The sequence below is a fragment of the Nocardia sp. NPDC049220 genome (assembly GCF_040647855.1).
In the GTDB taxonomy this organism is placed as follows: domain Bacteria; phylum Actinomycetota; class Actinomycetes; order Mycobacteriales; family Mycobacteriaceae; genus Nocardia.
Map to the genome: position 1 here is coordinate 35,293 of NZ_JBEZDA010000012.1, position 24,374 is coordinate 59,666.

At 64.1% G+C, this 24,374-nt stretch carries 23 protein-coding genes; 11 read left to right on the forward strand and 12 right to left on the reverse strand.

The genetic code is table 11. From position 1 onward, the window contains the following. Window positions 1-1,027: 1,027 nt before the first annotated feature. Window positions 1,028-1,690, reverse strand: a complete 663-nt coding sequence (locus tag AB0C34_RS22995; protein ID WP_357076485.1) for a YdcF family protein — start codon at window positions 1,688-1,690, stop codon at window positions 1,028-1,030. A 376-nt stretch (window positions 1,691-2,066) separates the two neighbouring features. Between AB0C34_RS22995 and AB0C34_RS23000 the strand changes: the two genes are divergently transcribed. After that, window positions 2,067-2,204 carry a hypothetical protein gene (locus AB0C34_RS23000; protein WP_357076488.1) on the forward strand — a complete coding sequence of 46 codons (138 nt, stop codon included), beginning with the start codon at window positions 2,067-2,069 and terminating at the stop codon, window positions 2,202-2,204. Between the two features lie 37 nt (window positions 2,205-2,241). On the opposite strand, the gene AB0C34_RS23005 is transcribed toward AB0C34_RS23000, so the two are convergent. The 3 genes from AB0C34_RS23005 to AB0C34_RS23015 form a co-directional block, all read right to left on the reverse strand. Then, window positions 2,242-2,997, reverse strand: coding sequence for a DUF6882 domain-containing protein (locus AB0C34_RS23005; protein ID WP_357076491.1), 756 nt, complete (start codon window positions 2,995-2,997; stop codon window positions 2,242-2,244). A 241-nt stretch (window positions 2,998-3,238) separates the two neighbouring features. Beyond that, window positions 3,239-4,075 (reverse strand): glutamate ABC transporter substrate-binding protein, encoded by an 837-nt coding sequence (locus AB0C34_RS23010; RefSeq protein ID WP_357076494.1) that lies wholly within the window; start codon window positions 4,073-4,075, stop codon window positions 3,239-3,241. Between the two features lie 230 nt (window positions 4,076-4,305). Beyond that, entirely contained in the window at window positions 4,306-6,762 is a 2,457-nt protein-coding gene (locus AB0C34_RS23015; RefSeq protein ID WP_357076497.1) for an FHA domain-containing protein, read from the reverse strand. 688 nt (window positions 6,763-7,450) lie between these two features. Between AB0C34_RS23015 and AB0C34_RS23020 the strand changes: the two genes are divergently transcribed. Next, window positions 7,451-7,951 carry a hypothetical protein gene (locus tag AB0C34_RS23020; protein ID WP_357076499.1) on the forward strand — a complete coding sequence of 167 codons (501 nt, stop codon included), beginning with the start codon at window positions 7,451-7,453 and terminating at the stop codon, window positions 7,949-7,951. Between the two features lie 76 nt (window positions 7,952-8,027). Here AB0C34_RS23020 and AB0C34_RS23025 read toward each other — a convergent pair whose 3' ends face one another. After that, complete coding sequence (locus tag AB0C34_RS23025; protein ID WP_357076502.1) at window positions 8,028-8,852, reverse strand: hydrolase; 825 nt, start codon at window positions 8,850-8,852, stop codon at window positions 8,028-8,030. A gap of 221 nt (window positions 8,853-9,073) precedes the next feature. On the opposite strand from AB0C34_RS23025, the gene AB0C34_RS23030 reads away from it, so the two are divergent. The 3 genes from AB0C34_RS23030 (at window position 9,074) to AB0C34_RS23040 (ending at window position 11,569) form a co-directional block, all read left to right on the forward strand. Then, a complete protein-coding gene (locus AB0C34_RS23030; protein ID WP_357076505.1) occupies window positions 9,074-9,214 on the forward strand; it encodes a hypothetical protein in 141 nt (46 codons plus the stop codon). A gap of 267 nt (window positions 9,215-9,481) precedes the next feature. Further along, the gene (locus AB0C34_RS23035; protein ID WP_357076508.1) at window positions 9,482-10,147 is read left to right on the forward strand and encodes an ADP-ribosyltransferase; all 666 of its coding nucleotides are present in this window, start codon (window positions 9,482-9,484) and stop codon (window positions 10,145-10,147) included. Between the two features lie 393 nt (window positions 10,148-10,540). Further along, complete coding sequence (locus AB0C34_RS23040) at window positions 10,541-11,569, forward strand: alpha/beta hydrolase family protein (protein ID WP_357076511.1); 1,029 nt, start codon at window positions 10,541-10,543, stop codon at window positions 11,567-11,569. Between the two features lie 118 nt (window positions 11,570-11,687). Here AB0C34_RS23040 and AB0C34_RS23045 read toward each other — a convergent pair whose 3' ends face one another. From AB0C34_RS23045 to AB0C34_RS23060, 4 genes are all read right to left on the reverse strand, one after another. Beyond that, window positions 11,688-12,494 carry a nucleotidyltransferase domain-containing protein gene (locus AB0C34_RS23045; protein ID WP_357076514.1) on the reverse strand — a complete coding sequence of 269 codons (807 nt, stop codon included), beginning with the start codon at window positions 12,492-12,494 and terminating at the stop codon, window positions 11,688-11,690. Window positions 12,495-12,568: 74 nt separating this feature from the next. Next, window positions 12,569-12,973, reverse strand: coding sequence for a nuclear transport factor 2 family protein (locus AB0C34_RS23050; RefSeq protein WP_357076517.1), 405 nt, complete (start codon window positions 12,971-12,973; stop codon window positions 12,569-12,571). Between the two features lie 72 nt (window positions 12,974-13,045). After that, window positions 13,046-14,176: a maleylacetate reductase gene (locus AB0C34_RS23055; RefSeq protein ID WP_357076520.1), complete on the reverse strand. Its 1,131-nt coding sequence runs from the start codon at window positions 14,174-14,176 to the stop codon at window positions 13,046-13,048. Next, window positions 14,163-15,032 (reverse strand): bifunctional riboflavin kinase/FAD synthetase, encoded by an 870-nt coding sequence (locus tag AB0C34_RS23060; protein ID WP_357076523.1) that lies wholly within the window; start codon window positions 15,030-15,032, stop codon window positions 14,163-14,165. Before AB0C34_RS23060 ends, AB0C34_RS23055 begins: the two co-directional genes overlap by 14 nt. A gap of 188 nt (window positions 15,033-15,220) precedes the next feature. Between AB0C34_RS23060 and AB0C34_RS23065 the strand changes: the two genes are divergently transcribed. The 4 genes from AB0C34_RS23065 to AB0C34_RS23080 all read left to right on the forward strand — a co-directional run bounded on the left by AB0C34_RS23065 (window position 15,221) and on the right by AB0C34_RS23080 (window position 19,587). Further along, complete coding sequence (locus tag AB0C34_RS23065; protein ID WP_357076526.1) at window positions 15,221-16,156, forward strand: LysR family transcriptional regulator; 936 nt, start codon at window positions 15,221-15,223, stop codon at window positions 16,154-16,156. 294 nt (window positions 16,157-16,450) lie between these two features. Continuing rightward, entirely contained in the window at window positions 16,451-17,008 is a 558-nt protein-coding gene (locus AB0C34_RS23070; RefSeq protein WP_357076529.1) for a flavin reductase family protein, read from the forward strand. Between the two features lie 15 nt (window positions 17,009-17,023). Continuing rightward, complete coding sequence (npcA, locus tag AB0C34_RS23075; protein WP_357076533.1) at window positions 17,024-18,610, forward strand: 4-nitrophenol 4-monooxygenase/4-nitrocatechol 2-monooxygenase oxygenase component; 1,587 nt, start codon at window positions 17,024-17,026, stop codon at window positions 18,608-18,610. Between the two features lie 74 nt (window positions 18,611-18,684). Beyond that, complete coding sequence (locus AB0C34_RS23080) at window positions 18,685-19,587, forward strand: dioxygenase (RefSeq protein WP_357076536.1); 903 nt, start codon at window positions 18,685-18,687, stop codon at window positions 19,585-19,587. Window positions 19,588-19,879: 292 nt separating this feature from the next. On the opposite strand, the gene AB0C34_RS23085 is transcribed toward AB0C34_RS23080, so the two are convergent. The 3 genes from AB0C34_RS23085 to AB0C34_RS23095 form a co-directional block, all read right to left on the reverse strand. Further along, on the reverse strand, window positions 19,880-20,800 hold the full coding sequence (locus AB0C34_RS23085) for a hypothetical protein (RefSeq protein WP_357076539.1): 921 nt from the start codon (window positions 20,798-20,800) through the stop codon (window positions 19,880-19,882). A 115-nt stretch (window positions 20,801-20,915) separates the two neighbouring features. Further along, window positions 20,916-21,443 carry a hypothetical protein gene (locus tag AB0C34_RS23090; RefSeq protein WP_357076542.1) on the reverse strand — a complete coding sequence of 176 codons (528 nt, stop codon included), beginning with the start codon at window positions 21,441-21,443 and terminating at the stop codon, window positions 20,916-20,918. Window positions 21,444-21,497: 54 nt separating this feature from the next. Beyond that, a complete protein-coding gene (locus AB0C34_RS23095) occupies window positions 21,498-21,713 on the reverse strand; it encodes a hypothetical protein (protein ID WP_357076545.1) in 216 nt (71 codons plus the stop codon). A gap of 12 nt (window positions 21,714-21,725) precedes the next feature. On the opposite strand from AB0C34_RS23095, the gene AB0C34_RS23100 reads away from it, so the two are divergent. Then, on the forward strand, window positions 21,726-22,856 hold the full coding sequence (locus AB0C34_RS23100; RefSeq protein ID WP_357076548.1) for an ATP-grasp domain-containing protein: 1,131 nt from the start codon (window positions 21,726-21,728) through the stop codon (window positions 22,854-22,856). Then, window positions 22,850-24,343 (forward strand): pyridoxal-dependent decarboxylase, encoded by a 1,494-nt coding sequence (locus tag AB0C34_RS23105; protein ID WP_357076551.1) that lies wholly within the window; start codon window positions 22,850-22,852, stop codon window positions 24,341-24,343. Before AB0C34_RS23100 ends, AB0C34_RS23105 begins: the two co-directional genes overlap by 7 nt. Window positions 24,344-24,374: the final 31 nt, after the last annotated feature.

Consider the following 24,374-nt stretch of genomic DNA (forward strand, 5'->3'; position numbering starts at 1 on the left):
TAGCTCGACGGACGTGAAATATATTGACACGAGCAGTCTTTCGACATCCGTGTTCCATTGCCGCGGCGGCTGGTATGAGTATGTCTCCACGGCCTCGATAGAGGTCAGGAAAGCGAACGAAACCCGTTGCGTGAGTTCATTCATCGAGTATCACTCGCCTCACTACAGCGGCGCTCTATCTGTGGTCGTCAGCCCTCCAGCGCAGGCCGTGACAACCCCGGCCGAGGCGTGCGACCGGTCGCCGGCGAAGGATTCAGCACCTGGATGTCCGGTCGCTCGCACTGCGGCTGATCACCGCCGAGCGCCGAGAGGGTGGCCCGCGATCCCGCTTCTTGTTCTCGACACACGAAACTCGACGTGATCATCGCTTCCGAATCGGCCCGCAGGATCGATGCCGCCGGTGCGCACGGACTCCCTCGCTGAGAGCAATGATGGGTACCAGCGGTAATGACACGGGGTCGGCTGGAGCGCAATGCTGGAGCGCGTTCGGGTAGGGCGCGTCGAAGGAGAGATACCATGCGAGTCGGCTTGATCTACGTCACATCGGCATTGACGGCGGGCGCTGTCGCGATCGCTGTGGCGGGAGCTGCCGCGATCGCCGTCGCCATCGCACCGACTGCCGCCGCTGACCCTCTTCCGGCTCAGCCGGCGGTGACCGCTACTGCGCCGACGGCCGTGACCGGCCACTTGGATTTCGTTCGTTCCGGCGGTCGGGACGATCACGGAGGCCGGGGGCGGGGCCGAGGCTGGGCCGACCGCGGTGGATGGGACCGAGGGTCAGGCGGTCGCGGCTGGGGCCTCGGTAGCGTGTGATGGCCGGGCGCTGACCTCGGAGTGCACGAAGCCGACGAGAACATGAATTTCGGACAATCGCTGGTTCCGGGCTTGGCGGACGGCGTTCGAGCCATCGGGCGCAATCGGCGCCGAAAGCGCTCGACGCGCTACGGACTGGACGAATACCCGGGGGCACGCTGCCGCGCCCAGGCTTCGTGGCCCGGCGAACCGCGATTCGATGTCGCTGGACGAGTCAGGAAACCAGTCGAGTGGTGAACCCCGCGTCAACCAGTCGCTTGTACGCCGCGCGGACCGAATCGGGGACATTCTGCTCGATCGCCCATCCTTTGTCTGAATCGGTCCAGATTCGTTGTGTGTCACCCACCAGCGTGTTGATCACACGATCCGCATCTCCGATGCTCCTGATGTACTCGTTGAGCGGAAGCGGCAGCGACGCGCAGACCACATCGACCTCAGGCCATCGTTTGCGGCAGATCGCGTAACTCCGGCGCTGCTGATACGGACGCGAGATCAGCGTCACCGACTCGACGGCGGCAATGCCATGGCGCTCGAGCAGAGCTCGCGTGAAATCGATGTTGTCTCCGGTGTTGGTCGCGTTGGGTTCGACCAGGATTGCGCTGTCCGGCACGCCGAGATCGATGGCATGTTCTCGGTAGTGCACGGCTTCGCCGCGCGGGAACTTCTCCACGGTCGTCGGAGCGTTCGCGCCGGTGAACACGATCAGCGGGAACATGCCCTGGTCGTAGAGATCCGCGGTGTAGGTGGCGACCCCGAGGTCATGACTGCCCAACCCGATGCCCACATCGGTCGGGCAGATTTCATGATGCATCTGGTTGTAGTCCCAGAGGACTTCGACGTCGGCGCGCAAGTTGTCGGGCGTAGCTGTCGACCGCATGTGACGCTCCTATTCAGTCCGGATCTTGCAGGTGTACCGCCAAGAGAGAGAACTGAGCCGCGACGGCGGGCGATGCCATGAGCACACTCGCTCAGACCATCATCGCCTGTAAGTCTGCCGGGTCCAGGACCATCACTGCTTCATCCACCGCTGACCCGAGTGTCCGACCCCTTTTTCCCTGGGCTGCAACCCCGCGACGCAAACGCAAGTGTCCCGAGTGCTATCGGCGTGTCGCCAGACATACACGCCAGCTCGGTCTGACGAATGACTGGTGCAGGGCCATCAGTCGACCCTTGATCGAGTGATCACCGCGTGGCCGCATCCAGCGTGGCCGCATCCATCGCACGGTTCGCGGCCGTCCTAGATTGTGCGGGCGATGCGGGCGAAGGTGATGTGGGGCGAACCGGACAGTGCGCCGAACGATGTGCACGGGCGCGCCGTCGCTCCAGGAACGACGGATCGCAGTGGCGCCTACGGCGCCGCGCCGACCTCGCCGGTGGCGGCGATGCGATAGTGCACGGCCTCGTGATGTCTGTCGGTGGGGTCGATGTTCAGTGGGATCGCGCCGACTCGGCATTCAGCCCGACCGGCAACTCGATCCGATCCATGACCACGCGAACGTCCAGAGTCGTCATGTGGCCGGAAGTATCGAATTCGATGTCGCCCGCGACCCCGTGGCCGCTGAATTCGAGCCAGCGGTGGTTGTCGAGAAAACCAGCGAGCAGGCCGCGCCTGGTCAGGTAGCTGTGCACCGCGCGTCGATGGTCCGTCAGCGGCAGCGCACCGACGCCATAGGCCAATACCCGGGCAAGGCCGGATGCGGTGGGGAGCGGCAGCACGAACTCCGGATGCTCGACGAGAAATGCCACGCACGTGCCGTCGGTGACACCGCAGTAGGAACTCCAGCGTCCACTGACGATCTTCGCTGCGTCTGTCAGCAGCCCGGCCACTTGATGGGGTAGCGGCGCCGCATCCCCGAGAGTGACGGGTAGCTCCGCCGAGCGCAGTTCGGCGACGCCGTACCGAAAGCCGAACTCCCGCACTGTCTGCGCGGCTCGGATCAGTGGTGCCGGGTAGCCCCATGGATTGGCCCATCCCCACAACCACGACTCCGCGTCCACCGTGCCGAGCAGGTGGACCTTGGTGCACACGAATGAGCGCTCTTCGCCGATGAATTCGAGTCGACGTCCCTCGAGATCGGCTTGCCACACGTGCTCGCCCAGTACTTCTTCGAGGTAGAGTTGGTGCTCGAGCGACAGCAGGCCCGCGTCATCGAGCAGCATCGTCAGTGGCACAGATTCGGACACCCGCGTCAGCGTAGTCAACGCGATTCCCCCCTCGGCTGCCGACCGAATATCACGAGACAGGTCTCATCGGACAAGCCCAGTGACCGATGTAATGGGTCGCGATGTACACCCACTCTGCTCACGGTAGGCGACGGGGAAACACCCGCGGCCGCCCCTGCCTGCACGGTGCGAGCGACGCCTGCTCCGACGGCGCGTCGGATCGCGGGATCGGGTGGTGTGCAGTGCAGGGGTCGGGGCCCGATCAGTAGCGGTCGACGGTGGGCGGCGTCAGTGTCGTGTCGCGGAGCGGACCGATCGTGTCCTCGAACGCCTTCTGCCAGGAACCGTCGGCGAACATGTCCTCGATCGCGTCGTTGATCTTGGCTCGAGTTTTCTCATCGCCCTTCTTCAGGCCGATGCCGTACTTCTCCGTGGTGAAGGTACTGCCGATCAGCTTCAGTTCGCCCGGTGCCTGCCCCGCGAAACCAGCGAGGATGATGTCGTCGGTGGTCACCGCGTCGACCGAACCGCTGCGCAGGGATTCGATGCACTGCGAGTAGGTGTCCAGTTCCACCATTTGAACGTCCTTGGCGTAGTTCTCCTTGACGTTCTGCGCCGGGGTGGAGCCTTTGACCGAGCACAACTTCTTGTTCCCGGTCAGCGACTCGACACGGGTGATGTCGGTGTTCTCCTTCTTCACCAGGAGGCCCTGTCCGGCTACGAAGTACGGCCCGGCGAAGTCGACCTTCTCCTTGCGGGTATCGGTGATGGAGTAGGTGGCGACGATGAAGTCCACGTCGCCGTTCATGATCATCGACTCGCGTTGAGCCGACGGCGTTTCTTTGAAGGTGATGTCGCCGGGCTGCACGCCGAGTTTGCCGGCCACGTACTTGGCGATCTCGACGTCGTAACCGTGGAACGAGCCGTCCTTCTCGCGGAAGCCCAGTCCCGGCTGGTCGAACTTGATGCCGATGGTCAGCTTGCCCGCCCTCGCGTGATCATTGGCGGTCGCGGTGTCGCCGCCGCCACCGCAGGCGGTGGCGACGAGGGTGACGGCGATCGCTCCGATGCCGAGGCGGAGAATACGGTTGATGCTCATCGAATTTGGTTCCCTCTCACGGTGAGCCGTCAGGCCAGATCGGAGGCCCAGGTGCTAACGGCAGGTAATTTTCCCCGTGAGCCCTGGTCCCTGTACCGAATGCCTTCCCGTCAGTGGAAAACCGGCGACCCGAGTGGCCGTTTTTCGCCGGCACGATGTCGATCGCGACGGTCTGCACAACAGATCACAGCACCAGGGTGGGTCGCGTTACGTGGTTCGTGTCGCCGGTGTCAAAGCCTCGCGACGCGGGCGCCCTGGCGACGTGGACGCAGCTGGTACAGGCGGTACCAGGCCAGCGCGAGGAACACGACCCCCAGCCCGGCGACCACTCCCATGTCGAGCAGCCAGGTGCCGATGGTGTGCTTCCACAGCGGGTCGGCCGTGCCGGTGTGCGGTGACAAGGTGTCCAGGTCGAGGGTGGCGGCTCCCGCGCCGTACCCCCAACGGGACGGCGACAAGAAGGACAGTTGCTGGAGGCCGGGTGTACCGGGGAGCCGTACCAGCCCGCCCGTGAGCACCAGTTGCGCCATGGACAGCACAATCAGCAGCGGCAGTGTCTTTTCCGAGGTATTCACCGATACCGAGACCAGCAAGCCCAAAGCCAGCGACGCGATGCCCAGCATCGCCATCGCCAGGATCAATTCCAGCTCGACTATCGTGAAAAGTCCCTTGGGCGGCATACTCTCAACAATGGTGCCGATCAAGACCAATACCGCCGCCTGAACCACGGTGATCACGCCCAGAACCAGCAGTTTCGACATCAGATAGACGCCTGCTGACAGGCCTGCCGCGCGTTCTCTGCGGTAGATCGTCTGTTCCTTGACGATCTCGCGAATCGCGTTGCCGGTGCCGACGAAGCATGCGGCGAAGGCCAAAACCATGAGTTTGGTCGGGGCATCGGTATTGGTTCCCGGAGTTCCGGTGAACCCCGCGCCCGAGGGCACTGCGGCGATCAAGCCACCCAGAAGCAGGGGCATCACGCCCAACAATGCCAAATAACTTCGGTCCGAGGCGATCACCGCCAGATATCGCCGGCACAACGTACTGAGCTGGCTGAACTTGGATTGCGGCGCGGGCGGCGGCGCCGGTGGATGCACTTCCTCCGCTGGGCCGACGTCGTCGGTCAGTCCGACCGCCACATAGTTCTCGAAACGCGGCGAAGTCCGGAACTCACCGGCCCAGTCGCGGTCTTCCTCGTTGTCGAATTCCTGGAACACCTCGGCCCAGGTTCGCTGTGCGAATTGCTGCAGCCCCTCTTCCGGAGGGCCGTAATACGCCAGTCGACCGCCGGGCACCAGGACCAGCAGGCGGTCACAGGAATCGAGATTCGCCACGCTGTGCGTGACGACGATGACGGTGCGTCCGTCATGCGCCAACTCGGACAGCATTTCCATGACCGTCTTGTCGAGGCCCGGGTCGAGGCCGGAGGTCGGTTCGTCGAGAAACAACAGGGACGGTTTGGTCAGCAACTCGAGTGCGACACTCACGCGTTTGCGCTGCCCGCCCGAGAGCCGATCGATGCGGGTATCGGCGTGCCGCGCCAAGCCGAGTTCGTCGAGCACCTCGTCGACCCGCTGCTCACGCTCCTCGCTGTGCGTGTCACCGGGGAAGCGCAGTTCGGCCGCGTAGAGCAGCGCGCGCCGCGTCGGAAGCTGGTTGTGCAGGATGTCCTCCTGCGGGACCAGCCCGATCCGGTGGCGGAGCTCGTCGTAATCGGTGTACAGGTCGCGTCCGTCGTAGCGGACCGTCCCCTCCGTGGCCGGTCGCAACCCGGTGATCGCGCCGAGCAGCGTCGATTTACCCGCGCCGCTGGGCCCGATGACCCCGACCAGCGAGCGCTGCGAGATGGGAAAACTCACCCCGTCGAGCAGCACCTTTCCGTCCGGTGTCCGCACGGTGATGTTCTGCACCGAGACCGACACGTCACCGGTGTCGACGAACTCGCGCAGCTCATCGCCGACGAGCCGGAACGTGGTGTGCCCCACGCCGATCAAGTCGGACTCGGAGAGGTCGGCGGCATCGACCCTGGCGCCGTTGACGTAGGTGCCGTTATGGCTGCCGAGGTCGACGATGCGGTACCGTCCGCCGCCTAACGTATGCAGTTCGGCGTGATGGCGGGAAATCATCAGATCGGGCACGACGATGTCGTTGTCGGACGCGCGTCCGATCCGCAGTCTGGGCGATGCGATCCGAACGACCGTGCTCGGATGGGCCGCCGGGGATGACGATCGCGATACTTTCCGGGGCAGGCCCGGGTGGATCTTCGTGATCGTTGCTTCATCGTCGAGGTCGTACCCGGGATCGGGGACGACCATAGTGTCTCCACCTGCATCGAGATTGGGTTCGTAGCCGGATGGGGCCGGCAGCGAGCAGGCCAACTGCTCGCCGTCCACGGCGTGACCCAGCTGAAACGTCTCCTCGTGGTCGATCACCATCCGGTCGACGCGGTGGCCGGCGAAGAAGGTGCCGTTGAGACTTCCGACGTCCTCGATTTCCCAACCGTCCGCACCCCGCTCGAGCACGGCGTGCAACGATGACGCGCGCGGATCGCTCACAACGATGTCGGCCGTCGGATCGCGGCCGATGTTATATGCGCCCCCGGCGCGTAGCCGGTAGACGCGCTCCTTCGTTTGCACCACCAGAATGGGTGCTTCGCGGAATTCTCTGGAGGATGGTTCATCCGCCATAGAGGTCAGTATACGACTGTGCCGTCCTGCCTTCGCAATAGTTGACAATGCTCCGATACACGGTGTGGTGTCCGCTCGCCTTCGACCTCAGGACGCGCCCCACGTTGATCGGCTGAAACCGGAGTTTGTGATGGTGAACGACCGATAAAGGCCGCAAAATCCGGTCCAGCGAGGCATTGGCCGCCGAGGACGGAGTTATGCGTGGACGAGGATACGTTTCCGGTTCTCTTACTTTTTCAATTCTTGAAATCCGCCGGTACGTCGGCTGCGCCACCGTCGCCGAGTATCCGCGCACCTGTGCCGGTTTCAGGCGCACCCAGCCGCGGCATCGCGGGCGCGGTTGCGGCCCATGGCATGTGCGGCCGGAGTCGAGCCGCCATGCGAAATGATCGAGACCGCAACATTTTTGTCGCACGATTATCGGGATGCCGAACGGCATGGGATTCCGATCGAATGCTGTATGCCGCGGATTCGGAACCGAGATGGGTCGATCGATCCCGAATACGTGTAGGCCGAGGAAGACTCGCCGACATCCTGCCCAGGCTCTGCGACGAGGACAAGGTGGTCGGCATGCGCGGTTTCGCCGGCCTGAATGACCGAGTCGGTCATCGATGGAGATACCGTTCGATGAACCGATCGAACTCCCTGGTCGTGTCTATCGAGTACCCGACACTGGAGAACGAGCAGCATGAACGCGTACACGATCCGTCTTGACGGCAATGAATCCACCGGCCCGGAAGGCAGTTACCTCCTGTGGGCGTATGGGCGCAGCGGCTTGGAAGTCGAAGAACGCGACAGCCTCGAGGATGCGCTCGGCTGGTTCGCCGCCGTGTCCGAGGGCGACCGCACCTCTCCAGAATGTATCGAAGGCCCCGCAGGGGTGGTGCCCACACGTCAGGTTGCGGCGTGGGTGGCCGCCACCGGTAACCGGTCGCGCGCGTGGCAGTCGGCGTATCGGGACATGTGGGCGGGACAGGTTCGGCATGTGGTCGAGCTGCGGTTTCCCGGCAGCGACGCAGCCGCGGAGTTCTTCGCGTGTGACGACCTGGGCGACGCCATCACGATCGTAGGGCGGCTCAACCGGCCGGGGCGCGTCCGCGTGGTGTCGAAAGTCTTCGACCTGCGGCGCGGCTGGGTGCCTGAGCGCGCCGTCATCGACTGGGAACACTCCGCGCAGGAAGCGGCGTAAGGGCGAAGGTTATCGCCGGACGCATGTGGCGGGCGTCCGGCTGTGCACTCCGAGTCGAGTGTGATCTGTGGCGAGTTCAGGTCAGATGGTCGAATTCTCCGCTGATCCAACGGATGTGGCGGTTGGCAGCGGCGCGGACGATGGACTTGGCGTTGTGGTCGATGGTGTCACCGCCGAGCGTGTATAGGCGGTCGTAGTCATAGGGGTCCAGGGTCTCGACGATGCGGCGCACCACGGCGGCCGACATCGGGACATGCCGCGGATAGTTGCGTTGGAACGACACCCATCCGGGGGTATGGCAGCCCGCGATGGTGTCGCCGGTCAGCAGGGCGCCGTCGGTGGTGTGCGCGACGGCGCTGCCGCGCATATGACCACCGACATGGACGAGTTGGATCCCGGGCAGCGGCTCTACGTGCTCGGTCCAGAATTCGATCACCGGGTCGGGACGCGGTACCCATTCCTTGTCCAGAGCATTCACCAGCACCGGCACCCGGCCGAAGGCATGGCTCCAGCCCACCTGCGCGGCGAACATATGCGGATGGCTGGCGGCGATCGCCGCGACTCCGCCGAGGCTGCGGACCAGGCCGAGCACGTCGTCGTCGAGATAGGCGGGCGGATCCCACAGCAGAGCGCCCTCAGGGGTCCCGACCAGGAAGGACCAGTGGCCGATCGCGAATCGCGGTTCGCGGCGCAAGCTGTGCACGCCGTGGCCGTGTTCGCGCAGCACCGTTCGATGCGGTTGCCGGGCCAACTCCACATGGGTGGTCCACCACCCGTGCGGGCCGAGATCGCCACGTTCCTCGTCGGTGACGGCGTCGCTGGCGAGGACACAGCCGTCGGCAGGCGGTTGATCGGATTCCGGATGCTCCAGACCGCACCCGGCGCATATCCAGGTCGTCATGATTTCATTGTGAAACCTCGAGCCGGCTCGAGGTCAAGCATGGGTCAGCTCGACATCGAGCGTCGCACGCAGCCTTGATCCAGTCCGCGCCCGGTCGGACCGCGCGGACGGCGTGGGCCATGGAGCGCAAGTGGCGCGACTGGATCGCCGAGCATGAGCATCGCGGCAGCCCGCGAGTGTTGTTCTGGCCGTGAGTCGCTCCGAATATCAATGTGGTCATCGTGACGTTCGGCGTGTACGTAGTGGCGCTCGGAATGGGCTGGCTGTCGGCGGCGGTCGGGACGGTGTTGTCGTTTCTCCTCGTGATCTCTGACCGCGGCGCCGTGACGACTACGCCCGCGCTGCCCGCTACAGTCCCGTAGGCACAGATCCACACTGCACGGTAGATCGGATCGCCGCGTGCACGCTGGCCGAAGGTGCCGGTGCAGGTTGTCCGGACGCGAGGTAACCGCAATTGCGCGCCATGGGCCGGAATGTTGAGCGGTGCGTGGATACATGCTGCGGCGAGAGCGTGCAAACTTCCCATAGTGGGGAAGAGGTGACGATTTACCCGAGTGTGCTGCCTCGACTTCCCGAGGCCTGGGCGCCCGTCGGATCGACCGTGGCCTGGCGGCCGACGGGAGGAACCGGTGGAAAGCGGAATTCTCGTGGTGGCGCGGCGGCTCGCCCAGCGCCTCGGGGAGGATGGCAAGGCGGTGGCGTCGGCGTACCGCAGGTTTTCCGGGACGTTTACTCGTGAGATTTCCGATGGAATGCAGAGATATTCCACGATGGATGCGGTTGGTGGGTCAGGAGTCGCCGGCGCTGATACTCCGCACAGGCGGTCGATAGGTCCGGTCGCATCTGCTGAATTGACTCAGAGGGACGTGGACGCGCTTGTGTATTACATCAAGGAAGGGTATGGAAGTATCAACCATGGATTGAGGTCCGGACAGTTCAGTGCTGCTGTCGGCGCACGAATCGAAGCTCTGCGGACCGCCCTGGTCAAAATCCCCGATTATAGGGGAACGGTATTTCGTGAAGCCGATATTCCGCGGGAGATACTGTCGGAATATCGGCGCGGAAATATCGTTACCGAGAAGGCGTTCACCAGCGCCCGTCGTAGGGGTGGGTATTTTATTGAAGGTAGAGTCAAGTTCAAAATAAAATCGAAGCATGCTAAAAGCATTTCCGCGTATTCCAATAAACCTCATGAGAAGGAGGTGCTGTTCATGGATGGTACCCGATTCGAGGTGACCCGCCGACGAGAAAACAGATTGACGGGGATTACCAGGATCAGTATGCGGGAGTTGTGATCCGCGGCAGGATTCGGCAGTGCGGTTACCGGGCCGGGAAGTGAGCGGGCCGGGTAACCGCTCTCCGTCTCGCCGACCTGCTTGCGGCACCAGCCCTGAAATATGGTGGTGCGCAGGATGTTTGCGTGCCCCAAGGGGGCGCCCAGCTCGTCGGGGTGTGTGGCGTCATATCTACCCCGCGCGTAGACCGCCGAACTTGCCCTGCGGTTTACTAGGCGAGTGTGTGATGTCTGCGGGGGGCCCGCTGCCCGGACCAAGAGTGCCAGTCGGCAAGAAACTGTCGACCGAAACCGACTCAGTGCACGAGGGTGGCCGACGCGGCGACGCCGTACGGGCTCGTCTTCGGTGCTGCACCTCGATGGCCCACGCCCGACGAGGCGATGGGTCGCCGAGGTGGTTGCGCCCGCCGTGGTGATGCTGGGGGCGCTGGCGATGGCGCCCGGGGTGGCCGTCGCCGCGCCGGAGACCTCTGGCTCGAATGTCGGGTCGCCTGATGGCTACCAAGCCCCGTCGGAGAGCTCCGACCTTCCGGCCCGCCCGGTCATCGAGCGTATCGAGCCGATTACCGACCGATGGCTGCGGGTATTCGTGAAATCGCCGGCGATGAACCGTGTCGTGCAGGTGCAGGTGCTGCTCCCGGCAGACCGCGGCCAGCCGCGACCCACCCTGTACATGCTCGACGGCCGGGGTGCTCCCGAGAAAGAAAGTAGCTGGACAGAGCACGGTCATGCCGTGGAGTTCTTCGCCGACAAGAATGTCAATGTCGTGCTCACCACCGGTGGTCCGGCCAATCTCTACACCGACTGGCAACGTCGCGATCCGGTGCTGGGAACCAACAAATGGGAGACGTTCCTCACCCGGGAATTGCCGCCGCTGATCGACGCACAGTTCGAGGGCAACGGACGCAACGGGATCCAGGGGGTCTCGATGGGTGCTGAAGCAGCGATGATGCTCACCTTCCGCAAGCCAGGCATGTACTCCGTCGTCGCTGCCCACAGCGGTTGTTACACCGTCGCCTCCGGCACCGGTCAAGCCCAAGCCCGCGCGATCGTCAAGACATATGGTGGCAACCCGGACAACATGTTCGGCACACTCACCGACCCGGACTGGGGCGCCCACGACGTCATGACACACGCGGAAGCTCTGCGCGGCACCAGGATCTACCTGTCCAGCGGTAGTGGAATCCCTGGAGAACACGACGTACCCGGCCAAGTCGAGCTCCCCGACGCCATCACAGTCGGAGGTCCGCTCGAGACCGGGGCCTACGAATGCGCGGACGCGTTGGGGAAGCGGCTGGCACAGCTACAGATTCCGGCGACGGTGAATCTGCGGCCCACCGGCACACATTCTTGGCCGTACTGGGCGGACGAACTGTCCAGGTCCTGGCCGATCATCGCCGAAGCACTCGGCAGCAACCACTGACGACGGTGACCTGGCGGCCGCCGAGATCTCGACCGGCTACCGGGTCGTCCACCATTGACCGCAATCGCCCCGGCCCACCGGCTACCGACGGTGCGTGCCCATCCGATGTCGACCGCTGTCAGTTTCTGGTGACCTGCTTGCGGAAGAAGTCTGCGGTCAGCGCCTTTGCGCGCACCAGGTCGCGGTCGGGCATTTTCGGGAAAGCGTCTGTCGCTCGGTCGAATTCGGCCATGATGAACTCGGCGATCGGTGCCGGTGCGGTGCCGCGACCCATTTCGCGGGTACGCGAATTCAGCTCGGTGAGCTCACGCACGGCCGCGACCAGATCTGCCGGCAGCTCGCATTGCTCGAGCAGTGTCGGCAGATGCATGGGCGCTATCGCCGCACCCGGATGTTCGTGTAGCCAGCGCAGGGCCATAGCCGGACGTAGGGAGTAGAACACCTTCTTCAGTGAACCGCCGCTACCGAACAGCGTCCATTGGCGGGCGCCCAGATGTAGATAGTGCCGGGCCACCCGGTGACGGTCGGCGACCTCGTCGGCCAGCGTGCGCAGTTCGTCGCGGAACCGGGCGTCGCCCCGGTACACGATCGGTGACATCAGCCACTCGATCAGTACGGCGTTGCCCTTGACCAGCAGGCGCATCGTCTTCGCCAGATCCCAGCCGTTGACGTCGAGCAATCCGACCAGCGGCGTCTCGATCACATCGCGGGTACGCCACGGCGACAGATAGGTGTGCAGGCCTGCGATATAGATGAACCGGCAATCATAGTCCGAGTCTGGGGAAGGGAAACCCCAAGCGCGGCTGCCACTTTCGATGGCCAGCCCAATGGACACGCCGTGTCCATGCTCGATCCGGCCCAGCTCGGCATCGATCTTCCGCACCTCTGCGGGGGCCATCGAATCCGGGATAGCGCGCAGGTCCATGCGGCGATGCTACTGATCGGCGCACCCGGCACGCAGCCGGTTTTCCGGGGGGCGAGACTGCAAGCGTGCCGGGTCTAAATCTTGCTCAGCTGGCGATGAAGTGCGCCACCGTCCCAATAGTCGGTGCTCGTAGTGATCTGGTTGTCTCGCACTTCCAGCATCTGCACCCCCGCTAAGTGGAGACTTTGCCCTTTCGGCTCGTATGAGCCCAGGCGGCCGCGCAGGTGACCGGACAGTTCGTAGGACACCGCCGCGCGGTTGCTGTCGATGAGGATCTCCTCGAGGTTCCATTGCACGTCGGGGAGTGCTTCGAAGAGCTGTGCGAGGCCGGCGGCTATCTGCTCCGGCTCACTGTGGTCTGCGCCGACCGCGATATCGCGGTGCCGGCATTGCGCAGCGTAGAGCTGTGCGACGTCCGCGGGGCGATGATTGTTGTATGCCGTGTACAGATCGGTGACGATCTGGGTGATCGAGGCCATGTGAGATGTTTCCTTTCCTTGGCGGACTTCGGATCTCGGGCATCATGCTGCCCACGAACCTGGGCGGGATCGTTACTCTCGAGTCGTCCGAGGAGGCTCTCCGCTCCACGCCTCGCGGAGCATGGCGCGCAGCGAGCGCAGTTCCAGCGGCCGAGGACTGACGAGGTGCTTGGCCACAGCTTCTTCCGCGACCGCGTCGGTCTGGTTCTTGGTGAGGCCGATAGCCCGGAGTCCTGGCGGTGTCCCGACCGACCGGGCCAGTGCCCATATGTTTTCCGCGAGTTCTGCCGGGTCACATTTCATTGCCTCGGCCAAACGTGCCACGGTGTCCGGGATTGCGGGCTCTAGGTACCGAATGACGTAGGGCAGGACGATCGCGTGGGTTTCGGCGTGGGGGGTGTCGTACATTCCGCCGAAAAGATGACAGAGTGCGTGGTGCACGCTGCTGCCTACTGTGCCCAATGCGGTGCCGGCGAGGCAGGCAGCGATGAGAACCTCGCCACGGGGTGCGAGGTCGGTCGTGGTGTACGCCTTCGGCAGAAAGCGTTGTAGCCGGGCGGCGCCATCGAGAGCCAGTGCGTCGGTGATCGGGTCATGGTTTGTTGCCCACAAGGCTTCAACGCAGTGGGCAAGGGCGTTCATGCCGCTGGGACCCACGATCGACGGGGGCAATGCGGTCATCAGCTGCGGGTCGTACACGACGATCTTCGGCAGGGCCGCAGGATCGCGGGCGGTTTTCTTGTGGTTACCACTGGTGAGCCCGTAGATGGGCGTCATCTCACTACCGGAGTATGTGGTGGGCACTGCGACCAGGGGGAGACCGGTGTGCACCGCAACCGCTTTGCCGAGTCCGACGGTGCTGCCGCCACCGAGGGCGACGATCGCGTCTATGTCGGCGGTGGTCGCGGCGGCGGTGGCGCGTTCGGCCAGGTCGCGGGGAACGTGCTGTCGCACTTCGTTCCACTCCAGCGCCATCACGTGGCCGAGTGCGGATCGTCCGCGGTCCGCGAGTTCCCGCTGGCGGGCCGAGACGATGAGCATGGCTCTGTGGCGGCGTTCGCCGTCGAGTTCCGGCGCGAGCTGGTTCAGCGTCCCATTGCCGAAGACGACGCGGCCGGGCAGGGTTGTTCGAGCGAAAGACGCGGGGCTCGGCACGTCGAACCCCGATCGGTCCCGGGGTTCGGGAGTTTCAGCTGATTTCATCGACGAACTCCACTCGTAGCTTGGTACCCACCACCGGTGTCCAGCCGGCGTCGGCTTCGTGATCGAATTCGATCGACAGTGCACCGTGGTGAACTGTCACCTGTGCGCGTTGCTCGGTCCGTTGCGTCGGATCAGCAAGGCCATAGACCGCGGCGCGGTAACTGCCGAGCGCCGGTTCGGCGATCTCAGGATCTGTGCGAGCGGTCGCCTGCCGGCCGGAACTCGTCGCGACAATGGCCTCGACACTGTGCGAGCGGCCGAGCAGTGTGATCGCGGACCGCACTCGGCCCTCCGCAACCGCTGCACGGATACGTGTCGAGGAGACCGGGCTTCCGTCGATGGTCAGGAGGTCGACTTTGTGGGCCTCGAAGCCGAGCCGGCGGCCGGTTGCGTGGAGAGTCGAGATGTCGCCCGCTGCGCGATACCCGTAGCGGAAGTTTTCGCCGACGGACACCGACCGCACCCGCAGTCGAGTCGCGAGCAGATCCGTCGCAAAGTCTTCGGCGGAGGTCGTCAGCAGAGGCAGGTTCATCGGGAGCGCCAGAACGAAGTCGAGGCCGCAGTGCGCAAGCAGTTCGAACTTGCGGTCGGGACCGGTCAGCACGGCGGGTTGGCGTCCCGGGGTGAGGATGGTGGCCGGATGCCGATCGAAGGTCACTGCGCCGACCGGTAGTCCGAGCGCTCGTGCTCGATGCTCGGCGTCGGCGAGAAGTCGCTGATGCCCGCGGTGCACGCCGTCGAAATGTCCGATCGCGACCACGGTGGGGCCCAGATCGGCCGGGACGTCTTCGGCGCGCCGCCAGAGGGTCTGTCGCGACGGACGACGATCGCTGCTGGGGCGTGCTGGTTGCGTCATCGGCGTCCTCGACCTTTCTCGTGTACTCGCCGGGTCGCCCGTCGAGGCGACGGAGCTGGCACATTGTCGTTCGATGGACTTCTACGCGGGTCCGCTTCCTGGTTCGAAAATCCTCCCTCAGTCTTAACCATCCGGTCCAACGGATGTCACGGATGCAATACATCGGTCGCGTCGATAGTGTGGAGAAGATGAAGGATCTCCGCAGTATCGACCTCAACCTGTTGGTTGACCTCGACGCCCTGCTGAGCACGCGAAGCGTCACCGAGGCTGCCCGACGGTTGAACCTGAGCCAGTCGGCGATGAGCGGCTCGTTGTCGCGCCTTCGGCGAGTATTCGCCGATCCGCTCATGGTCCGTAACGGTCGCGTGCTGACCCTCACGCCTCGCGCGGAGGCTCTGATTCCGCAGGTGCGGGAGATCCTGCATCAGATCGATGGAGTGTTCGCAGCGCGCGCCGACTTCGATCCACGCACAACGACCAGGTCGTTCTCCATCAGCGCGTCGGACTACGCGACGGCGGTTGTCTTGGCGCCGCTGCTGCGCGGACTCGCGGAGGAGGCCCCGAACGTGACGGTGAACGTGTTGCCCCGCTCGCCCGACGTTCCCGCTGTTCTTCGCCTCGACTCCGCCGATCTGGTGATCGAGCCGCGGGAGATGATGGGCGATACCCCGCTGCCCGGGTATTCGCTGTTTTCCGACCGCTGGCTATGCATGCTCGATGCCGGTATGCACGAGCCGGCGGTGCTGGATCCGTTCGACCGCGACCGGTATCTACAGTTGCCCCATCTTGTCTATTCCATCGGCCCGGAGCGGCAGTTGAACTTCGCCGATCGCCATTTGGCCTCACTCGGGGTACATCGGCGGATCGAGCTCACGGTCGAAAGTTTCCTCATGGCGCCGCTGCTGATTCGGGGCACGTCCCTCGTCAGCTTGGTTCTCGAGCGTGCGGCTTTCATGCTGCCTCTCGAAGATCTGCGCCTCGTCGAGCCGCCGATTCCCGTGCCGAACATTACAGATGCGATGTACTGGAATCCGCGCCATACCGAAGATTCTGGTCACCGTTGGCTTCGACACCGCCTGGCCGCTACCGCAACGCGTCTGACTCCTATGGGAGGCGCGTCGTAAAGGCCGCGAACGGGCCCGGCTCGACAGCCACGGCACAGTCATGAACGCATGGTGTGCGCCGTCGGAGGGCGGATCTCGCGGATACCCGTCACATATCGGCGCGGCCGATGTTTCGCATCGGCCACATCTGTTGGACTGAATCTATTCGGGCTTCTAGCGTTCTCTTGTCGGGCAGATCACAGCCTGCGGCTTGTACGGCGTAGACCACTGCACTGCGCTGATCCGGTCATGGCGAATTAATGACGGGTCCAGCCAGTCGAACAGCGCATTCCAGACAGGCCGGCCGGACGCCGAATGTTGGAGGACCAGATGGAGCAGAATGTCTTGCGACCCTTGAATAAATCCGAATTCCGTAACGTCGTCGGACACTTCGCCAGTGGCGTCACGATTGTTACGGCCGAATACGGCGGTGTTCACTACGGCGCGACGATCAGCGCGGTGACCTCGCTGTGCGACACGCCCCCCATGGTCCTGGTCTGCCTGAATCAGAACCTCGGAACGCACGCCGCGGTCCGCAATACCCGCCATTTCACGATCAATATCCTCGGTGAGGATCAAACCGCTGTGGCCCATACATTCGCCACCCCTGGCGCGGACAAGTTCGCCGACGTGGCCGTGCACCACGGCGAACATGGGCCCCGTCTCGCGGAGGCGTTGGCGTATCTCACCTGCCGCGTCGTCGACGACTTCGAAGGCGGCACGCACCGAATTTTCGTCGCCCAGGTACTGGACGCACGCGCGGGAACCGGTAATCCGCTCTCGTACTACCGCGGCAGCTTCGGCCACTTCGTTCCCCACCGGAATGCGACGTGGCGAACCACTCAGACCGACAACGCAATTTCTTACAAATAGGAGAAAGGTCCCGCAATGCGGACAGGACAGCAATATCTCGAGTCGCTTCGAGACGGACGCCAGGTGTACGTCGGCGGCGAACTCATCGACGACGTCACCACCCACCCCAAAACCAGTGGGTACGCGAAAGCCATCGCGGAGTACTACGACTTGCACCTCGACCCGAAGCATCAGGACGTTCTGACCTTCGTCGACGACGACGGTGTCCGGAAGTCGATGCACTGGTTCCTCCCGAAGACGAAGGCCGATGCGGCGCGGCGCCGTGCCTACCACGAATTCTGGTTCCGGCACTTCCAGGGCGGCATCTTCACGCGGCCACCGGCCGGTATGCATGTCGTCATGTACGCCCAGGTCGACGATCCGGAGCCATGGGAGGAGAACGCCATCGTCGCCGACGGGCGCAAGATCCCTTTCGCGAACAATATCCGGGCGCAATGGCAACGCGTGACGACTGATGACATCGCGCTGTCCCCGATGTTCGTCGACGTGCAATACGACCGTGGCCGCGACGACGCGCTGGTCGAGACCCCGATGCTCAGCATCGTCGAACAGAACGATCAAGGAATCGTCGTCCGCGGCTGGAAAGCGATGGGAACATCGCTTCCCTTCGTCAACGAATTGCTCATCGGCAACCTGTGGCGGCCGGGGCAGACCTCGGACCAAACTGTGTACGCGATCGTCCCGGTGGACACCCCGGGATTGTCGCTGGTGTGTCGCCAATCGAACGCCACGCCGGATGCCGACCCCTACGACCATCCACTGTCGACGATCGGCGACGAACTCGACGGCATGGCGTATTTCGACAACGTCCTCATCCCCTGGGATCGGGTCCAGCACATCGGCAACCCCGATCACTCGAAGTGGTATCCACAGCGCCAGTTCGACTGGGTCCATATCGAGACTCAGATCCGACATGCCGTTCACGCCGAACTGATCGTCGGTCTCGCTCTGCTGCTGACCAATGCGCTCGGGACGAACAACAATCCGATCGTGCAATCTCAGCTCGCCGATCTCGTGCGCTTCCGCGAGACCTGCAAGGCGTTCACCATCGCCGCCGAGGAGACCGGCTTCACCACGCCCGGTGGGTTGTTCAAGCCCAACAACATCTACGTCGACCTCGGGCGCGCCCACTACCTCGAGAACATTCACAATGCCGTCAACCAGCTGATCGAATTCTGTGGTCGCGGCGTCGTGATGTCACCGACCAAGGCCGACTTCGACCACCCATACATCGGTCCTCGGCTCGAAGAGGCCTTGCGCGGCACGTCGATCAGTGCCCGCGACCGCGCGGCCATCTTCCGTCAGATCAGCGAGCGGTATCTCACCCAGTGGGGTGCGCGACATGAGATGTTCGAGAAGTTCAACGGCACGCCGCTCTACCTGGTGCGACTGTTGACGATGCAGCGGACCGAATACCAGGTCGACGGACCCTTGACCGACCTGGCGCGGCAGGTTCTCGGCTTCGGCGACACCGCAGCCCTCGCCGCGCGCGCCGCGGAAGTGGAGAAGAAATCCAACTGGGCATCCGTCGCGTACCAGCCCGAGTACGCACGGGAACAGGACGTCCGAGACGGCTACTACAAGGAGACCCAGAAGGTCTGAGCCACCCTGTCGGGCCGGGAACATACCCGGCCCGACAGATCCAGTTCCGGGCCCGACTTGTGAGAGGACTACCGATGCAGAACACCAGTACCGAAAACCTCGACGAGCAGACTGCGATCGAGCGGCGGCTCGTCGACAGTGTTGTTGCGTCCTTCGGCTCCACCGCCGACCCGCGACTGAGGGAGCTGATGCAGTCCTTGACGCGCCATCTGCATGGGTTCATCCGGGAAGTCCGCCTCAGCGAGGAGGAGTGGAGCAAAGCCATCGGGTTTCTCACCGCCGTCGGTCACATCACCGATGAGCGGCGCCAGGAATTCATCCTGCTTTCCGACGTCCTCGGTGCCTCCATGCAGACCATCGCCGTCAGCAACCCGGCCTACAAGAATGCCACCGAAGCCACCGTCTTCGGACCGTTCTTCGTCGAGGACGCACCTGAAGTCGCCCTCGGCGGCGACATAGCCGGCAGTGCGACCGGACAACCCTGCTGGATCGAAGGAACAGTCACCGACACCGCGGGCAATCCCGTTCCCGGAGCTCGCATCGAAGTGTGGCAGAACGACGAAGACGGCTTCTACGACGTCCAATACCCCGACGGCCGAGTCGCCGGACGAGCGCACCTGTACGCGGATGCACAGGGGCGCTATCGGTTCTGGGGATTGACACCGGTGCCGTACCCCATCCAAAGCGATGGCCCGGTGGGAAGGATGCTGGCGGCGACCAATAGATCACCGATGCGGGCCGCGCACCTACACTTCATGGTCACTGCGGAAGGCCTGCGCACCCTCGTCACGCACATCTTCGTCGCCGGTGATCCACAACTCGAACGCGGGGATAGCGTGTTCGGGGTGAAGGAATCCTTGATCAAGGAGTTCGTCGAGCACCGTCCAGGAACTCCTACACCTGATGGGAGGGACATCGGCGACCGGTCCTGGTCTCGATGCGATTTCGGCTTGGTCCTCGCGCCGGAGCGGACCTGATTCCTGCCCATCGACGCCCCCGTCGCACCACATCGGGAAGCCCGCTGTGGCGCCACATCCATTGACGCTGGGTTATTTCCGAGTGCACGGGTCGGACGAGGTGAACCGGCAACTCCTCGGGGCTGTCAACGCGAGAGTGCGGATCCATCTGTCCCATCTCGAGATTCGGGGAATCTGCAGGTTGCGAATGGCGATAGGCGCGACCTCCACTCGAGACAAGCGGGTGGCAGACGCGTGGGATCCGCTCTGCCGCGAAGCCGACCGTCTTCCAGAAGGGATGGCGGAAACCTGCCTACGATTCGAGAAGCCGACTACGCGAACGAGCAAGGCGAGTCAGAACAGTCGTCGCGGGTGTGGCGTTGCCTGGCGCCATCCGCAGGCTCGGGCCGCGGTCGCCGTCGAATCGAGCACAGATGCCTTGGTGGGCGGAGTACACCGAGTGCAGTGCTGCGCGCAATGCCTCCCGGTGCTCCGAAAACTCCGGTGGCATGGCCTGCAACGACGGTCCTACCGCCCGGAGCAGTGTGACAAGGCAGGCGTGGTCCGCGGACGCGAGGCCGCTGAATTCCGCCGGCATGGCGGGACGCACGGTTCGGCGGTAGTCGTCGGGAGGGAAGTCCGCGGTGAATCGCAGGCACGCTTCTGAGGTGGCCAACATGGTGGTGCCATAGGTCAGTGCGGTGACCGCGTCGTGCCACGCCGCACGTTTCGCAGCGTCCACAAAGCCTCGTAATCCGATGATGACGCACTGGGTGAGAACGAAGAACGCACGGTGCCCCAGTATCCAGCGCAGGTCGGGATCGGGTGCGGAGTCCGCGTGCGCCAGCGGGGAGTAGTGGTAATGGGAGCGCCTCTCAGCGGGAAGTAGGAGGTTGAGCGTGCAATGTATGCCAGCTGCCAGAGCATGCCATTGCGTCGGTGCGAGGCTCGATCGAGCAGACCGTAGATTGTCGAGCACATCGCGGAAGCCGACGAGGATGCTATAGGCAAGGGTGTTCTGGTGCTGGGTTCTGCGGACTCGAAAATATTCGTCATAGCGATCCTGCGTGGTCTCTGGCCGCGCGGCGGGATCCTCGTCGTTCGCCACCGGCAGTGGCGGGAGATTCCCGAGGTCGGGCAGTGGTGCGTACTCGTCGACCAGCGCCTGGCGAAGACACGTCGCCATATCGGACACGAGGAGCATCGGCGAAAACGCCAGCGACCCCTCCCGCATGCCGTGAACTCTCCGAGGCGGCAGAAGGGGGAGAACGGACAGCGGCACAGTGCTCTCGCAGGTCGAGTGGTGAATATTCATCGAGGTGACCGTGTAGATCCGAAGAACAGAGGCTTCAGTCGGTGATCGTAAAGTTCCCCTCGAGTTTCGCGAAGGTCAGGCCGGGGCACAGGCGGTCGGTGGGGGTCACCGTATTGGAGTCGATAGCGGTCATGCCCGCGTAGGGTCCGGTGCTGAGCAACGTGGGAAAGTCGCCGCGGCGGGATCCGCTGCCTTCGATCTGGGAACCTCCTCCGCTACTGACGTCGGTACTGGTGCCATCGGACCAGATGATCGTCCCTGTGCTGGTGTTGTCGGTGGTTTCCTGATCGCAACTGGCGGTCTCGGTCCCGATGTCCGTCTCGCTGACCGGGATGGGCAGTCCTTGGTCCACAGCTGTGCCGGTGCAGTTGCTGAACGTGATCGTGTCGGTCCAATAGACCTTCGAGGGAAAGGCGCCGATTCCCAGTCCGGCCCAACTGACGGTGCCGCTCTCTTCACAGGTGAGCACGACAGCGGCACTAGCATTCCCCGCGAGCGGTATCCCCGCGAGCGTGGCGAGAAGCGAAAGGGCAAGGGCCAGAGCACATCGTGTCTTGGTCATGGCCGTGAGATTAGCAACGTCTCGTCGCCGGAATGGTCACTTGACCGGATAGAGTCACCGGCCATGCGGATCAGCCAGGCTACCGGTGGCGCAGCGGCCGAAGCCGGCCTTCCACCACAAAGACTCGCCAAGATCGACGGAATAGGCCTCGACCAGGGCATTGCCATGCTGGAAGCAGCGGTCGACGAGATTTGTTTTTTGGACCGTTCGCCCTTCCTTGCCGCGTCCGCTCGACCCTCCCTCCGTGCGGGACGTGGTCCCCAACTGCATGCGTTTTCACCATTGTCGAATACCGATGAGGATGGGCTCGGGATCAGGGCCGCGCACGCGGTGTGCGTGGCATTCGCCCCCGAGCACGGTCCGGTGGCGCGCGAGTGGGCTGCGGCCAGGGCTCTGCCGCTGTTGGCGCCCGACCCGGCGACGTCCGCGGTCGCGGCGGACAAACTCGACGTGCTGGCAGTGTTCGTCGAAGCAGGCATCGAGACTCCGGAATTCGTGCGGGTGCCACCGACCGGCCGTGCCGACGCGACCCAGTACTGGCGCGATGATTGGCCGGCGGTGGTGGTCCAACGCCGCGAGAACAATCTGATCGGGAGGGGTACTCGTCTCGCCCGCAATCACACTGAGTTGCAGGAATGTCTCGATGCCTGGGCTGGACGGGAATTGAGGTTAGGTCGGTACGTGGACGGCCTCCCGGTGACCGTCACCGCATGTGTCGCCGGAAACACGACGATCGTATCGGCGGTGTCACACCAACTGGTGGGTGTTCCTGGTTTGACCACCGTCTGGGGCGCTCACTGCGGCAATCAGCTCGTCGCACCCACCGATCTACCCGATGGTGCCTACAACGCCATCCGCACGGCTGCGGCTCGGGCGGGAGATCAGCTGGGTCGGCGCGGATACCGCGGGGTCTTCGGCATGGACCTGGTGCTGGAACGTGATCGGCCAGTGGCCATCGAGATCAATCCCCGGTTCCAGACAGTCGTGTCCTTGGTGCATGCGGCCGAGCAGAGCGCAGATCTGGTGCCGAGCCTCGGCCTGCATGTCCTCGCCTGTCTGCTGCCGGAGTTGCCGGTCCAGACCGTTGTCGCGCCGGTGCCGGCCCTCGGCCAGCTGGTTGTGCATGCCGACCGGAAAACGCAGTTGGGCGTACTGCCGGAATCCGGGACGTACACGCTGCAAGGCGATGTCGCAGTGCCAGGGGAGAGTCGGTGCCTGGCAGATCTTCCGAGTGGTCACGCGCTGGTGTGGGCGCAAACGCAACCCGGAACAACGGTGGACGAAGGAGACGAACTCATCCTGATTCAACTCGCCGAATCCGTCGCTACCCTGCAGTCATATCCGCGACTCACCGCGACCGCGACCGACTGGGTGAGCGCAGTGTCCGCCTGCTTCGAGGGAAAATCATGCTGACCCGGCCACCGCTGACGCTGCCAGCCGACCAGATGCGTGCGGCGGGTGGGCGCGCGATCGAGTTGATCGTCGAGCGCATGAGCGAAGGCGCGCTCGGACCGGTGCTTGTCCGCCGGTCTCGCGATGACCTCGAACAGAATTGGGATGAGCCGATCCCCGAGCATGGCGAGGACCTGGTCGGTCTGGTGGAGCGGCTGGCCGTGGACGCGCTGCCGTCCGGCATGCACTCCGACCATCCGCGGTGCTTCGCCTTCGTGCCGACCTCTGGCAACTATCCGGCGGTGCTCGCGGACGCGTTGGCGGCAGCGTTTCTGTCGGTTCCCGGTGCGTGGCTGGTCGGGTCCGGACCCACCCAACTCGAGTTGGTCACACTGCGTTGGCTGCGTGAACTCCTCGGTCTCGACGGGTGTTTCGGCGGACTGTTCGTCTCCGGTGGCTCGATGGCCAATCTCACGGCATTGGTGGCGGCACGTGACAGCATGCTCGGCGGCGATCTCACCGCTGCGCGCGCCTACTGTTCGACCCAGGCCCATCCCTCGATCGCACGTGCCCTGCACATCGCCGGCCTGAAACGTGAACAACTGGTTGTCCTGCCGCCCGATGACCGGCTCCGACTGGACCCGGCGCGATTGGCCGAACGTATCCGTCAGGACAGCGACGACGGAGGGCGTCCGTTCCTGGTCGTCGCGACGATCGGCACCACCGGCACCGGCGCGGTGGATCCGATCGAAGAACTCGCCGATGTCTGCGGACGAGAAGGATTGTGGCTTCATGCCGACGGCGCGTTGGGCGCCGCGGCCGCCGCCACCGACCGCGGCCGGCGCACCATGGCGGGCCTCAACCGTGTCGATTCGCTCACCCTGGACCCACACAAGTGGCTTTTCCAGCCCTACGAACTCGGCTGTGTCCTACTCCGCCGGCCCGAGCAGTTGAAGGACACGTTCGCGATGGCCCGGCATTTCCTCGACAGCGGCTACCTCGCGGTCTCCGAATCCAATGGCCGAGAACCGAATCTCTCCGACTACGGCCCGCAGCAGACCCGCGGACTGCGGGCGCTCAAACTGTGGCTTTCCCTGAAAACATTTGGCGCGAAGGCCTTTCGAGACGCGATCGACCAAGGCATCACATTGGCCGAGCACGCGGCTGCATTCATCGCCGACCATCCCGAACTCGAGCCGGCCAGCGAGACGGGGCTGGGGGTCGTGACCTTCCGATATCGTCCTGTGGGCGTGGCGCCGGGAACGGATCTCGACTCCGTCCAGGCCGCGCTGGCTCGCACGGTGTTGCATGCCGGGTTCGCGATGATCACCACCACCGTGGTGCGCGGCGAGACCGTTCTGCGCATGTGCACCATCAACCCGCGGACGAGCGTCCGGCATGTCGACGACACCCTCGATCATGTCGTGGAATGCGGCCGAGCCGTCAGCGCTCACAACGATCGTTGGACGGCGAAGGCGCGCGACCGGGACGGGGACGCGCTCGTGTAGGTTGTGGCACTGGTCGCACGGGTCGATCGTG

What these genes read in the sequence shown, in the direction of transcription:
- AB0C34_RS23080 (WP_357076536.1), top strand. Translation starts at nt 18,685, where the DNA reads ATGCAGAACACCAGTACCGAAAACCTCGACGAGCAGACTGCGATCGAG.
- AB0C34_RS23045 (WP_357076514.1), bottom strand. Translation starts at nt 12,494, where the DNA reads ATGGACCTGCGCGCTATCCCGGATTCGATGGCCCCCGCAGAGGTGCGG.
- AB0C34_RS23070 (WP_357076529.1), top strand. Translation starts at nt 16,451, where the DNA reads ATGTTGGAGGACCAGATGGAGCAGAATGTCTTGCGACCCTTGAATAAA.
- AB0C34_RS23105 (WP_357076551.1), top strand. Translation starts at nt 22,850, where the DNA reads ATGCTGACCCGGCCACCGCTGACGCTGCCAGCCGACCAGATGCGTGCG.
- AB0C34_RS23025 (WP_357076502.1), bottom strand. Translation starts at nt 8,852, where the DNA reads ATGACGACCTGGATATGCGCCGGGTGCGGTCTGGAGCATCCGGAATCC.
- AB0C34_RS23085 (WP_357076539.1), bottom strand. Translation starts at nt 20,800, where the DNA reads ATGCGGGAGGGGTCGCTGGCGTTTTCGCCGATGCTCCTCGTGTCCGAT.
- AB0C34_RS23090 (WP_357076542.1), bottom strand. Translation starts at nt 21,443, where the DNA reads ATGACCAAGACACGATGTGCTCTGGCCCTTGCCCTTTCGCTTCTCGCC.
- AB0C34_RS23015 (WP_357076497.1), bottom strand. Translation starts at nt 6,762, where the DNA reads ATGGCGGATGAACCATCCTCCAGAGAATTCCGCGAAGCACCCATTCTG.
- AB0C34_RS23060 (WP_357076523.1), bottom strand. Translation starts at nt 15,032, where the DNA reads ATGACGCAACCAGCACGCCCCAGCAGCGATCGTCGTCCGTCGCGACAG.
- AB0C34_RS22995 (WP_357076485.1), bottom strand. Translation starts at nt 1,690, where the DNA reads ATGCGGTCGACAGCTACGCCCGACAACTTGCGCGCCGACGTCGAAGTC.
- AB0C34_RS23000 (WP_357076488.1), top strand. Translation starts at nt 2,067, where the DNA reads ATGCGGGCGAAGGTGATGTGGGGCGAACCGGACAGTGCGCCGAACGAT.
- AB0C34_RS23095 (WP_357076545.1), bottom strand. Translation starts at nt 21,713, where the DNA reads ATGCAGTTGGGGACCACGTCCCGCACGGAGGGAGGGTCGAGCGGACGC.
- AB0C34_RS23050 (WP_357076517.1), bottom strand. Translation starts at nt 12,973, where the DNA reads ATGGCCTCGATCACCCAGATCGTCACCGATCTGTACACGGCATACAAC.
- npcA (WP_357076533.1), top strand. Translation starts at nt 17,024, where the DNA reads ATGCGGACAGGACAGCAATATCTCGAGTCGCTTCGAGACGGACGCCAG.
- AB0C34_RS23065 (WP_357076526.1), top strand. Translation starts at nt 15,221, where the DNA reads ATGAAGGATCTCCGCAGTATCGACCTCAACCTGTTGGTTGACCTCGAC.
- AB0C34_RS23055 (WP_357076520.1), bottom strand. Translation starts at nt 14,176, where the DNA reads ATGAAATCAGCTGAAACTCCCGAACCCCGGGACCGATCGGGGTTCGAC.
- AB0C34_RS23010 (WP_357076494.1), bottom strand. Translation starts at nt 4,075, where the DNA reads ATGAGCATCAACCGTATTCTCCGCCTCGGCATCGGAGCGATCGCCGTC.
- AB0C34_RS23020 (WP_357076499.1), top strand. Translation starts at nt 7,451, where the DNA reads ATGAACGCGTACACGATCCGTCTTGACGGCAATGAATCCACCGGCCCG.